This is a genomic window from Polynucleobacter sp. JS-Polo-80-F4 (assembly GCF_018881965.1).
Lineage (GTDB): Bacteria > Pseudomonadota > Gammaproteobacteria > Burkholderiales > Burkholderiaceae > Polynucleobacter.
Map to the genome: position 1 here is coordinate 25,739 of NZ_JACVPI010000001.1, position 13,564 is coordinate 39,302.

At 44.6% G+C, this 13,564-nt stretch carries 9 protein-coding genes; 2 read left to right on the top strand and 7 right to left on the bottom strand.

Going from position 1 to position 13,564, the window contains the following annotated elements:
* Positions 1–16 precede the first annotated feature (16 nt).
* Both ICN20_RS00150 and ICN20_RS00155 read right to left on the bottom strand, forming a co-directional pair.
* Positions 17–1,570, bottom strand: coding sequence for a sensor domain-containing diguanylate cyclase (locus ICN20_RS00150; protein WP_216237129.1), 1,554 nt, complete (start codon positions 1,568–1,570; stop codon positions 17–19).
* Positions 1,570–2,877, bottom strand: a complete 1,308-nt coding sequence (locus ICN20_RS00155; protein ID WP_216237132.1) for an HD-GYP domain-containing protein — start codon at positions 2,875–2,877, stop codon at positions 1,570–1,572. The genes ICN20_RS00150 and ICN20_RS00155 overlap by 1 nt, the downstream gene beginning before the upstream one ends.
* A 117-nt stretch (positions 2,878–2,994) precedes the next feature.
* Between ICN20_RS00155 and ICN20_RS00160 the strand changes: the two genes are divergently transcribed.
* Positions 2,995–4,008, top strand: a complete 1,014-nt coding sequence (locus ICN20_RS00160) for a glycosyl hydrolase family 8 (RefSeq protein ID WP_216237135.1) — start codon at positions 2,995–2,997, stop codon at positions 4,006–4,008.
* A gap of 1 nt (position 4,009) precedes the next feature.
* A complete protein-coding gene (bcsG, locus tag ICN20_RS00165) occupies positions 4,010–5,554 on the top strand; it encodes a cellulose biosynthesis protein BcsG (RefSeq protein ID WP_216237144.1) in 1,545 nt (514 codons plus the stop codon).
* On the opposite strand, the gene ICN20_RS00170 is transcribed toward bcsG, so the two are convergent.
* From ICN20_RS00170 to ICN20_RS00190, 5 genes are read right to left on the bottom strand one after another with little or no spacing between them, the layout of a single operon-like run.
* Positions 5,551–5,937, bottom strand: a complete 387-nt coding sequence (locus ICN20_RS00170) for a tetratricopeptide repeat protein (RefSeq protein WP_216237146.1) — start codon at positions 5,935–5,937, stop codon at positions 5,551–5,553. The two genes, bcsG and ICN20_RS00170, sit on opposite strands and share 4 nt — an antisense overlap.
* A 13-nt stretch (positions 5,938–5,950) precedes the next feature.
* A complete protein-coding gene (locus tag ICN20_RS00175; RefSeq protein ID WP_216237148.1) occupies positions 5,951–9,742 on the bottom strand; it encodes a cellulose synthase subunit BcsC-related outer membrane protein in 3,792 nt (1,263 codons plus the stop codon).
* 17 nt (positions 9,743–9,759) lie between these two features.
* Positions 9,760–12,489, bottom strand: a complete 2,730-nt coding sequence (gene bcsA, locus ICN20_RS00180; RefSeq protein ID WP_216237150.1) for a UDP-forming cellulose synthase catalytic subunit — start codon at positions 12,487–12,489, stop codon at positions 9,760–9,762.
* Positions 12,490–12,494: 5 nt separating this feature from the next.
* Positions 12,495–13,187, bottom strand: a complete 693-nt coding sequence (locus tag ICN20_RS00185; protein ID WP_216237152.1) for a hypothetical protein — start codon at positions 13,185–13,187, stop codon at positions 12,495–12,497.
* Positions 13,187–13,531: a diacylglycerol kinase gene (locus tag ICN20_RS00190; protein ID WP_216237154.1), complete on the bottom strand. Its 345-nt coding sequence runs from the start codon at positions 13,529–13,531 to the stop codon at positions 13,187–13,189. The genes ICN20_RS00185 and ICN20_RS00190 overlap by 1 nt, the downstream gene beginning before the upstream one ends.
* Between the last annotated feature and the right edge of the window lie 33 nt (positions 13,532–13,564).

Consider the following 13,564-nt stretch of genomic DNA (forward strand, 5'->3'; position numbering starts at 1 on the left):
AGCACCACATGGATCTTTAGATAAGGTCTTTAAGAATGGTTTTTACCGTACGATCGCCATAAATCACGATAGCATTTTTGCCCTTAGATTTGGCGGCATACATGGCTGCATCCGCGTTATTCATTAAATCAGTAGCATTAAGACCGTGGAACGGGAAAATGGCAATACCAATACTGGCGCTAGTGGTCAAGCTATAGCCATCAGCATCGATTGGATCCATCAGAGCAGAGCGAATTTTTTCTGCCACGATCATAGCCGCTTCCTCGGTTCCAACATCGGGCAATAGGACTATAAACTCATCCCCGCCGATACGCGCTACGGTATCCGATTCACGCAGACAAAGCTGCATGCGTTTTGCAACCTCAAGCAATACCGCATCTCCAGCAGTATGGCCACTAACGTCATTAATTGTCTTTAGGTTATCCAAATCGATAAAGAGCAAGGCTAGTTCAGACTGCTTACGCTTACATACAGTAAGGGCTGTTGAAAGGCGATCTGAAAATAATGTTCTATTCGGTAGCTGGGTTAATGAATCATGATGGGCACGGTACTCGTTCTCAGCACTCCTTCTGTAGGACAGCAGAAAAGTATAGGCCCCAATAAAAATAATGATGATGCTCAATACGCTGGCTATTAAAACGCCAAAGGCATTCTTATACCAATTGGATAAGTACAAAGTCTCCGGAACTACTACACCCACAATAAAAGGATATTGATTTACTTTTCGATAAGAAATCATCCGCATTACTGGCTCCGCATTCTGCCTAGAAAATCCGGTTTCAGATGAAAATACAACTCCATTGCCCTCCACTGCTGCCGCTAGGGATTGGTCAATAAACGGGTTGGTATTAACTTTGCCAATGAGGCTTTCAACCAAAGGCCAACGAGTCAGCAAGGTCTTATCAGTACGATAAAGTGTGATCCCAACGCCGTCACCAATATTGATGCCAATTCTTTCATAGAGCGATGAAAACACCTCGACAGAAACACCGGTCAGGATTACTCCTAAAAACTCATTATTTTTGCCATTAACTCTTTTCGCTAGATAGAAAACCCACTTGCCATTACCTTTATTGCGAACCGGAACACTATAAAAAGTTTCATCATCGTCATGAGTTTTTAAATAGGTGAAATAGTCACGATCTGATAAATTGATTTCTGGAGCGGGGAAGGAACGGGAAAAGTTAAGAACTTTGCCATCGCTACCAACAAATGTCGCAACATCCAATATGGGATTTGACTTAGTCTTTTCCGCTAGTAATTCGAAACTTTTTTTGCTTGAGGCAAATTCACGATAAGCTTTTTCATTCTGAATTCGCTCTAAAGCAATAACATCTTCGATACTTTGCAAAACGGTATTAGCTGAAAAAATGATCTGGGAAGTATGCTCGGCCAATATTAAAGAAAGGGTTGCTATTTGCTCCGCCCTATCGTCCACAGTGTTGCGGCGTAATAAGTATCCAGAAACGACTGCGTTAATGGCAAAGATGATTGCCAAAATAAGTGCGCCACCGACAATAAAGAAAGAATTACGTCGAATGATCGACTTTGGCTCAAAGCTAACACTCATCACGAGTCTCCATATAACTCGGAGATCTTCAAGAAATGATCTTTTTCCTGAATAAACGCCTCAACAATGCGTGGATCAAAACGTATGCCTTTTAAGCGAGTAATCTCTAAACAAGCTTCTTCATGGGTCCACTTCTTTTTATAAACCCGCTCATTAACTAAGGCGTCGTATGTATCAGCCAGCGACATAAGTCGTGCTGCCAAGGGGATTTCCTCACCCTTTAGACCGCTGGGATATCCAGAGCCATCCCAATTCTCATGATGTCCTCCGGCAATCCCAATTGCAGCATCCAAAACATGGGTATGCTTTGCATCCTTGAGTTTTGCGGCACTAAGGACATCCCGACCTAAATTGGCATGGGTTTTCATGATCTGCCACTCATCATCCGATAACGATCCGGGCTTTTTCAGGATGGTATCTGGGATACCCACCTTACCAATATCGTGTAATGGCGCAGCTTTCACAATATCTTCTATTGCTTTGAGAGTTAGCTGTTCTGTGTAGGCTCCGCTTGACCGTAATCTTTCAGCTAAAGCACGCACATAGTTTTTTGTGCGGAGGATGTGATTACCGGTTTCGTTATCTCGCACCATCGATAACGCATTTAGGCTGTGAAGCATTCCATCCTCAATGGCATGCGCGCTCCGGCGATATTCATGCCAAAGCTTTTCCATATAGTAATTGGTAATTAATATACAAATAGTGACAATCGACAGAATTGCAGCGATACGCATTGCAAAAGCCAAACCATCCTCCTGATACAAGGTTCCAGGATGATTCATTTCGTTTAGCGCTAAAAGTGATCGAATAATACGAGCGCAGAGTTGAAAAAACTCAACCCCAAGCAATAATTTAATTTGATAAGCATTATCTTTTTTTAATAGCTGGCCTAAAGAAATAATCTGCCAAACGCAAAAGAGACTGAGGGCAGTATTCATCAAATGAATACGATCTTGTGTTTGCCCAAAAAAATGCAGGTAGATGTAAATGGTGGAGGCAAATGCGAATATAACAAAAGCAGTCAGCTTGCTCGACTGTCTTAAGGCGCCGTTCCATACGCTAAACAATAAAGAAATATTCGCAACGCCTGCGATAAGGAAGATATTAGCCAAGGCCAATACAATCTTTCCACCCCACGGAGCAGTGGCATAACCCAACATGGAGGCCGCCAAAAAGCTTAGGCCGATTGGCCAGTAAATAACCCTAAATTGTGCGCGATCGTCATCCTTATTCGCCAGGAAACGGCCCATTAAGCCGACTAGGACGATGAATATGGCAAAGTAAAATGTTTGATTTGCTAACTGCATGAAATACCAAATAAATTGGGCTAATTAAAAGCCGTTACTCCATAATGTACTCTATTCCTTGATATTACAAATCATAATCAATTGCCAGCATATTATTTAACTAGATTCAATAATCCCATGACTTGGCATACCCTTCTTCGATATTGGCTCTTGAGTTTTATTCTTGGGTTGACCTGCGCGTCGACTGCCTATGGAGGCGAAGATTGGACACAATTTAAAGCCACCTATATTGAAAATGGTCGGGTGATTGATAAAGGCCAAAATGGTATTAGCCACACCGAAGGTCAAGGCATCGCTCTGCTGTTAGCGGTGCAAAACAACGACCCAGAAACTTTCTCCCAAATTTGGAATTGGACACAGCGCAATCTACAAGTTCGCGACGATAAATTGTTTGCCTGGAGCTGGTCACCCACGGTAGGCATTAATGACATGAATAACGCCAGTGATGGTGACTTATTTATAGCCTGGGCTTTATCGCGTGCCTATTCCAAATGGAATGAGCCTAGATACTTATTTGCCGCCATTCAAGTAAGTCAATCTATACGTGAAAAGCTCTTACGCAAAACCAATAAAGGAATTGTTTTACTCCCCGGAGCAATGGGTTTTGAAAAGACGGATGGCTTAAAACTCAACCTCTCCTACTGGGTCTTCCCGGCCATTACGAATCTTGCCAACCTTAATCCCGCTCCAGAGTGGGAAGAGTTGAGAGCAACAGGTTTGCAGCTCATTCAAGAGGCTCGATACGGACAATGGCAACTACCGCCCGACTGGGTAAAGCTTGATGGCGACAAACTGACACCCGTAGATGGAGAGCAGTTTGGATATGATGCAGTTCGAATTCCCCTGTATTTGATTTGGGATAAACAAGCCTCGCTATCCTCAATAAAGCCTTTTCAAAACTTCTGGGGCTCTTTTTCTGGCAAACCGCTTCTACCGGCCTGGGTAAACGTCAATACCGGCGAAATGGCAACGTACAATGCTTCTGCAGGCTTTTACAGTGTTGCAGCGATGACGCTTGCTTATCCCGATGTAGATTCAACCCAACTACCCAGCTTTAGTCCATCCCAAGGTTATTACTCCTCTATGCTGTCTTTATTTACCAAAATAGCTCTTGAGGATCTAAAAAAATAATATGGGAATTTGGAATTTTTATTTCCTCATCAAGATTATCCTGTTCTATACAGGCTATATTCACTTCCATTTTTTTGTAAACGCTGCCTTTGCGTTATTTCTGATTTTTTCCCATGCCAATCCGACCTTACTGCGAATTCGCAAATGGGTAGCGCTACCCATTGGTATCGTCATTCTGTATTTTGATAGTCCGCTACCGCCCCTTCGCAATATCATCCCCAAGATTAGTCAGCTACTTGATTTTAGTTATCAGTATTACTTGGAGCTCTTAACCCGAATTTTTGATTGGCGAGTCATTGCCATCTTGCTAGGTCTGTATCTTATTTACTTCCTGCTTTCTAAGAAGCTAAGAATGACAACCATTGCTTCTTTGGCAATCTTAAGCACCTTGCTCCCCTTGGGGGAAAATATGGCCCCCTTGGCCTACGACGCAGATGGGCAAGTTATTGGTCTGCCTAGCGATACAGCACTTACTGAATCTCTTGATGGCTTCTTTATAGAAGAAGCATCCCGCACCGCCTTTAATCGCTCACAAAAAGCGAGCGGAGCACCATTTGATGTCTTGGTGATTAATGTCTGCTCACTGGCTTGGGATGACCTGAAATACATCAAAGAAGATAACAACCCACTGTTCCAGCGCTTCCATTATTTATTCACCAACTTTAATTCAGCCTCTTCATATAGTGGCCCTTCGATTATTCGTTTATTGCGTGGTAGTCGTGGGCAACAAGACCAGCGCGATTTGTATAAGCCAGCCGTTGAAGATTCTCTGCTGTTTAACAATCTTAATAAAACCGGCTTTCAAGTACAGCTTGCCCTAAATCACGATGGAAAGTACGGCGACCTCTTAAAGGAAATCCGTAATGAAGGTGGAATGTCCGCCCCGCTATTTGATAACACGCAAGCCACTCCTTACTTAAGAGGCTTTGATGGCTCACAGATTTATGATGACTACTCCGTCCTATCCAACTGGTGGGATGCACGCATGAAGTCACCTAATGAAAGAGTTGCTCTCTTCTACAACACAATCTCTCTACATGATGGCAATCGCGCCTTAGACGGCAGTCGACTGGAAAACAGTGTCGAGACCTACTCTCGTAGAGCCCGTAAATTACTAACGGATATTGATCGCTTTTACACCAAGGTAAATAGTTCTGGTCGTCAAGTAGTAATTGTCTTCATACCTGAGCATGGTGCAGCAATACGCAGAAACAAAAATGAAATCGTTGGTATGCGCGAAATACCAAGTCCGAATGTGACTAATATCCCCGTGGGAATCATGTTTACCAGCAAAGCAGATACCCCAGTGAAAACAAATATCATCGAACAGCCATCGAGCTATCTTGCCGCCTCCGATTTGATCTCTAAGTTTGTAGGTAAGACTCCTTTTGGCGCCAACACCCCAAGCGCTGAGACTTATCTAAAAAATCTTCCGAGTACGCGCTTTGTTGCCGAGAATGAAGACTCTGTCATTATGAAATTTGGCTCCTCGTACTACTTCCGCTCCAACGATATCAACTGGAACCTCTTCGAAACCAATAACTAAGGTTTTGATTTGCTTGATGAGTCCGGCCATAGTGCTGGTATATCCACTAGTCGATCTGGGCTCACTGTATTGCCCAGGGCATCCAAGTAAATAACCTCACCACTCACCTGGATGGGGGATTTTTCTAGATCAATCTTCCGAACTAGCTCTAAATTCGCCTTGATATCAGGGCTGTGCGGATTTAATCGATACGCTCGCTCCAGAAGAATGACCGCTGTAGAGATATCGTTCTCTTTCAATGCGTAAAGCGCTCGTTCGTTTAGCTCTCCCGGCAAATAGGGATCAAACTGAGGAGCCATCGTCGAGGGCTGAGCTTTCAGCATCGAGCAAATAAGCAAGCTCATCACAAGCAGCAAGATAGAGGCGTAGGTACGATGAGTCATTATCTATAGCCCATTAAAAACGAGATGTCGGTATTACCGGCTGCGTTTGCAAAGGTACAGGATTTGGCGCTGTACCATCCAGCGCAATCCGGACATACAAAACAAAACTATTCGGAGCATAGTAAGGCGAGCGCTCCAACTTTAATCGGTTGCCAACAAAGACGGATGGCGTGACTTGATACTCCCAGGCACCCAATAATGAATAAGCACTGCCGGGACCTGAGCTTGCAGTGTAGGTATTTGTATTGCCCAATGAGGCTGCAGCAGCTTGATAGCCACTATTTGTTGGAAAGTATGGCGCAGCATCAGTGCGAGACCAGTTGGTTGAAACTGAACCGCCAAGCACATAAGAGAAGCGAGCAAAACGTTGCGCGTAATTTAGTGGTAGTGTCACAGAGCGGTAGCTTTGCGGACTGTAGTAACCACCCTGCCCATAAGTAAACTCACCAGCATTTCTCTTGAATCCCCAAAGCATGCCAGTCAGACCACTGGAGAGTTGGCGATCAGTCTCGTTAATGATTCGATAGTTCAGACCAGCCATAAACTGATTATCACTATTGCTCTGTACATTTGTGCCAGTGAGGCTGCGCGCTCGATAGTATGTCCAGCCTCCAAAGGTGCCACCCTGATCCAGACTTAAACCCACCGTTCCGCCAGTGGCAACCATGCCACCCCAGACTGAACCAGTAACAGGATCACGAGTGCCCGCATAAGAGAGCAAAGTACTTGTCATTGGGCGACGGGCTAATTCTAAGGAGACGCCCACGGGACCGAGATCCAACTTCTGCTTTACTCCGCCAATCCAGTTTTGAGTGAGGAAACCTAATGGAGTGGTACCAATATCAGCTTTAAAGTTTTGCTTCTCATACCCGATGTTCAGGGCGGTGCCGGATGCAGATTGATTTGAGTAACCAGTCGGGCATTTTCCGGTGCTAGCTGCACCTCCACAGACGGTGGCCATAGTGCCAAATGTTTTGACTTGATAAGAATTACCTGCATCAATCGTGCCGGCATTGATATTGACCTGGTCAGCCCTGAAAGTCACCCTTTCATCTGAACGCAATGGCATTTTCCATTCCAAGGGAATCTCAGTGGCGCGGTAATATGACTGTCCTTGCGTACCGTTCAGGGATAAATAATCGACAGCTGTATCAAGCCAATTAGTCCGCATATCAATCATGTCAGCCATCTGCTTATATTGGTATGCGCTGCCTGATGCGACAGCTGATGGCTCCAAGATTGGTGGCTCGATCTGAAATACAGAAACGCCTGATGGGCTTGCGACTGGCTTGAGTGTAGATAGGCTATGGTAGCTAGAGAGCGGCACTGGGGACTGGGCAAGTGCACGCTGTTCAATGTCGATTGCTTTATCTAGGTAACCTTCTCTTCTTTGGATCTGACTATCCAAATACATCATCTTGTAATTATTCGGCGTTACAGAAATCAGCGGTTGTAGCTTTTGTTTGGCTAACTGAATATCGCCAGACTGAATATATTGACCAATTGCCCTAAGCTCTGCTGCCTCCTGAAGATCGTCATAGTCTTGTTTTTGGCCTGGACTTAATTTTTGAGCGGCTACAAGTGCCATCTCCCTCTGAAATGCTTCTGGCTGATCATTATTGAGGAGGTAATTGGCATAACGCAAATGCCATTCAACAGAAAGATTTGGAGTGGATTGCTCTATCTTCGAAAAGAGCGCATTAGCCTGCTCTACTTTAACGATTTTGCCCCACATCAGCGCAACTAAGGAAGAAAGGTCGGGATCATTGGAGACTTCGATTTCGAGCGCGCTGAGCTGAGCGATTGCTTTTGCTTTATCTCCCTGGGCATTTAGTCTATTTACCTGGGTCAGTTGTAAATCAACCCACACACCCCTTTGAAAGCGGATGATTTTAGGGGTACGGTCTGCCGCTGGAATGCGCTCCAAGACCTTTAATGCTGGTTGATTTTGTTCGAGGCCAGACAAGAACAAAGCATAAGCGTATAAACCTTCAACACTATTGGGATGAGTCTTCAGAAAAGCATCAAATATTGCGATACCCTCTTTTGGGCGATGCAGCTTTGCGTATAAACGCGCCAAATCCAAGCGCAACCAAATCTCATCCTTGTCTAGTGCGATTGCCTGCTTTAGAAGAACGATGGCTTTTTGAGTATCGCCCGCTTTGAGCGCTTGGCGAATATCAAAATCAAGACGTATCTGAGTAAATTTGAGCTTATCACCAGCTGATAACTGGGCTTTGGCAAGTTGTTGCAGTACAGGGTTTAACTCATCATCACGTTGCAGGCGATTAAGTACGTTGGCATATGTTAAGCGGAGTGAATTTACATCTGCGGAAGGTTTGGATAGCGCACTGCGCATGAGACTTAATGCTTCTTCTGCCTTATCCGCACTCAATAAGAACAGTACGTTCGCATTTGTCATCTCGGGATCATTGGGGGCAAGTCGTAAGCCCTCTTTCATCACGGCTAAGCCCTTGTCGACTGATCCCAATCCCTCATATACTCCAGCCAATTGAAAGCGCAGCCAGGGGTTTGGTGGGTCCAGCTTTAATGCACGCTGTAGATAAGGAATAGCGGCCTCTCCTTGTCCCTTGCTCACCAATTCATCTGCCTGAGAACTCAAAATCTTGATTCGCAAATAATCATATCCTTTGCCAGCAGGGCTATTCTCGGGAGCCTGAGCATTAATCAAAGCTAGTGCTTCATCGCGTTTGCCAGCATTAATTAATAACTGAACCAAGCCTCGTAATGCAATGCCGTTATCTGATTCAATGGCTAAGGCTTCTCGAAATTGCTTTTCAGCTTCCTTGCTATTGCCACGATCAGCCTCAATGGTTCCTAATACAGCGATCGCCTCTGCACCTTGCGGTTCAAGATTGATGGCTGCACGGATTTTCTCCATTGCTAAGGAGTAATTCTTTTTATCTCTTGCGTCCTCAGCTTGATGAATTTGTCCCCAGTACTGACTCGTAGATATAAGACTCTTCCACTTGCCACTATTTTCAGGATTGAGCGCCAAGGCTTTCTGATAGTAAGCGGCGGCCTCTTCGTAGTTACCTTGCCTCATCCGAATGAGGCCCATGCCTCCTAACGCCAGATAATCTTTTGGACGCGCTTTAAGCGTATCCATCAGCGGCGCTTCCGCCCCTACGATGTCACCCTTGTCCAATAGATCTAGGCCAACTTGACGACGTCTGAGCAAAGGATCATTTGCAATACGTTTACGCTCTTCAAGCGCATCCTTCTCAAGAATCCAGCGACCGGTAATTTCTTGGTTATGAGGATCTAACTTTAGATATTGCTCATAAAGCGGAATCAGGTCGGGACCAATCTCTTGTGCATTGAGCACTTCTCGCCACACTTGAAGCACGCGCTGCTTATCCACTTTGCGAACTTGATAGGTTTCAGCCAAATTATGAATGGCAAGATCACGAGTCTCTCGCTTAGATCCCAATAAGGTATCTAAAGCTAAGGAGTACTGCAAGTTTTTTGGGTCGGATTTAACCAAGCTCTCTAACCCCGAACGTGCCTCATTCCAGCCGCCCGGCAAGCTAGCAATAATTTTGTAATATCCAACTGCTAGATCACCCGCAGGCGGTCCATTCGGGAACTTCTCTTTTAGAAATGCATTTGCCTCAGCTGGCTTGCCACTTTTTTGAAGAATAGTAGCTTGGGTCAATGCCCTTCTAGCCTCTGCAATCTCTTGCCTACTGAGGGTTGTTTCTGAAGCATAGACAAACTCTCCCACCCCAACTGAAGCAAGCAATGTAAGACTTAAGCAGAGATGAAGGACTTTAATTTTCAAAAGAATTATTTACTTATTTACTTGCTTAGGGACTTAGAAGATGAAGCGAGGCTCTTGCGCTCATCCTTTAGCTCGCCTGTGAAAAAGAGATAAGCCAGAATGCGCCTTAAATTCTGAATCGCCAAAGAAAATACCATTTTCGATCCTTGGCCATAAACAAAGCTCACAATCCTGAAGAAATTACTGTTGTCCACAATAAATTCAGCGCCCAAAATGACTTCGTCGCCCTCTTTTATGACGCGGCGAATCATGCAATCCATGCGCTGCTGTGTCTTTAATACACCAGACACAGAAACTTCTATCAATTCATTGTCATCAATCAGAAAAGGTAGGTTCACTTTAATGCCCACACCCGTTAGGGAGATATCAAAGAGCCAACCCTCCAAAGTAGCGTCCAACTTAGGAAAGTACACCGTCATCTTTTGGCCAGCCTGCAAGCGGGGGAAGGTTCGCGCCTTCTCATGGTCAACTAAGCCAATGGTATAGACAGCAAATAAATAGAATAGATAAATAATCCAATTGACTAGACCAGTGATTGCGTAAAACCAAAAGTAAGGGTTAAAGAGCATCGCGATAAAAATGCCAATGCTTTTTGTTATATACGCAAAATAACCAGCGGAGTTTTCGCGAATGGCACGAAAACCTAACTTGGTTAATAAGTACAGCTGAAGTTTTGAGTGCTTAAGTTCTGCGCTAGCATCCCATATCCGTTGCCAGCGGCCACTATCTCCATAGACATAAGCAATCGCTTCAGGACTACCAATTTGCTCAGGAACAAACTGGGTTCCACAAAAATAATGGTCGACTTCGCGTTGAAGTCGAACTACCTTTGCCTTGAATGAATATCCATTTCCATAACTATCATTTACGGCTAATTGAATAGATTCGCCAACTTTGAGATCCGTATTGAATGGAAGAACAAACCCAATGCCGCTTACCGAAACATCCTCCAAATTTGCTTCGATAACAGGTAGTCCGTTACCACGAAGCACTGTGACCGTTCCGCCTCCACCAATTCGGTAATAAGCTCTGACTTGGCGCTTTTCCCAAAATGCGCCCAGGGACATTAAGCCCAACCAAATATTGATGCAGCACCATATTGCGGTGATAACGATGTTGTCATGCCAAATGGGTTCGTAATGCCAGCGGAGGGCGGCAATAAGAATTGAAACGACATTGATGGTTACCAGGATAAATAATGGGAAGGCATCCCAGCTGAGCTGCTCTTTTTCTAAGGTGATTCCCTTTGGAGTTACCAAGAACTTTTGCTTCCAAGGATTTAAAAGTACGGGCATGAGCTCTCGAATCATCCTGAATCCTTTAACGGTTTCATAAATTTCTGAGAAGAAAAGTTGTCGCGAACCAGCAAAGAAGTAAGAGATCACCACCAAAATACTCAAGGCATAAGGAACTGTGAAATCCACCATCTCATGCCAATTGGCCGAATAAACATTAAGGCCCAAAATCAAGAATGCTGAAGGCGCCAAGAAAAAGATGTAGCGCGCGAATCCAAAAAGCCAAGAATACGATGAAGAAAAATAGGCCAAACGTTGCGGCAGACTCAGTCCGCGCATAAATAAGGGGTTGTAATGCATCAAGATCTGGAGCATCCCCTTGGCCCAGCGAGAATGCTGGGTTAGATAGTCAGACGGAGTCTCTGGGGAAAGACCGCAGACCATGGGCTTATTGATATAGCTGCTGTTATAGCCATGCGCATGCAGAATAAGTGAAGTCTCGCAATCTTCCGTAATTGTCTTAATGGCAATGCCACCTACTTCCATCAGGTAATTACGGCGCAGCAACGCTGCGGAGCCACAGAAAAACGCCGAATTCCAAAAATTCATGGCTGGCTGTATTTTGCGATAAAACATCTCGCTCTCATCCGGGCGATTAGAAACGCCAGTAATCACGTTATTGACTGGAGTTTCATTGATGAAGAAATGCGGTGTTTGCACCAAGAACATTTTGGGATCGCTTAAAAACTGCCCTACTGTGTTGTGCAAAATATCTTTTGTTGGTATTTGATCGCAATCCAAAATTAAAATCAGGTCGCCATTACTATGCTGCAAAGCGTGATTGATATTTCCGGCTTTAGCCTTCTGATTGGTGTCCCGCGTGATGTAATGCACACCCAGCTCTTTAGCAAGCTTTCTTAAGTTGTAATGGCGTCTCCAGGCTTGGTGCCCCTTTTCCTTGCTGCGACGCTTAGCATGAGTCCCGCCGTCGTCCAGGATATAAATATTGAGCTTTTCTTTAGGGTATTGAATCTGGGTGGCGGCTGTCACCGTCATGCGAACAATGCTTTCAGACTCATCGTAAGTAGGAATAAAGATATCCACTGATGGATAAGAAGACTCATCTTGAGATAAGGGAATAACTTCGCTAGACATTGGCGAGAAGTTCACAAACATATCTAGCAGGAATAAGGTGAATCCATATAGCTCCGCCAGGAACAACAGAGCGGTGCCGATAAAATCAAAGAAACCGGTATACGTTAAGGTGTCGAAGATCCGCCAGGCGATATATCGACAGCTAACGAATAGCGCCAGAACAATAAATAAAGAACGCCAAGGTTGATTGCGGAAATACTTAACTTTCGACATTAAGAAGATGACGAAGAAAGATCCCCAACCTAAATAGAGCTGGCCACCAAGATTGAGCAATTCCTCGGCAAAGTAAATCATGACACCAATGCCGAACGCAAACATGAACAAGCTTGCGGTAATCCTAAAATGACGATCGCGCATAAACATTAGCGATTCACCAAATATAAAAACCAGGCCCATAGCGCTTCATAGCCCACGGTAAGGAGGAGCACCCCAAAGAAGAGCAGCAGAATTCCCGCAACCAATTTCAAACCAAAAGAGCGAATAGGCTGAATCTCCATATCGATTGCATTGGGATCTTTATGCAATTTTCCAGGGTCAACCTCAGTTGGATTCCAAAACACTTCATAGGCATTGAGGGCTCTATCCTCGCCTGTCCTGAGCAATTGCCGCGTAAAGCGACAGAGAAGTGAATCTGGGTTTTTTAAGGAATCATGCGCGCCCTCAGATAGATAAAGTTCTCCAGGGCCAGCAGCCTCAGCCATGAACGATGCCAATTGGATCGAGCGCTCCTCTTCCCTCAAGCCAGTAAATGGATTAATCAGAGAAACAATCCCAATCGACGCCAAGCCAATGGGGGCTAAATGATTTTTTGCATTTAAGGCATCCGCCTCTATTTGAATGGCCATAGCAGCCTGGACCGCGAAACTGACTTGCTCAAATCCATAAATCAAAGTGTCTTGGGATTCTTCAGAGGCAGTGCCACGAAAATCTTTACAAATTTTTGCAATCAGAAGAATCAGCTTCTCGCGTTCAGCATGATTAGTTGTTTCATCCGATGACTCCACATCCATTCTAGGAATGATGTGTATATGAAAGGCGCTTAAAAAATTGCCCATTAAAAATATGGCGATAGGTAGCGGATAAAAATTAAGCCGATTGCGACCAAGATGATCATGACTGCTGCCGCACCAAGATCTTTAATCTTCTTAATCTCTGGATGCTCTTCTGGGGAAATCAAATCACAAATCTTTTCAATTGCAGTATTGAGGGCCTCAACCGCTAGTAGAACTAGCGACAGCACCGCAATTAATACTGTATATACATTGGGGCGATAGCAGAAAAAAACGATGGCAATGAGAACTAAAAGCAGTTCTCGGCGAGCCGCTTTTTGCAAGATGAGCTCTTTGATGCCATCAACTGCATTCATAGTGACATCAATAATGTTTCGCTTTTTTTGCATTGCTATGGGAATTAGAGGGAACAAAGCCTATTT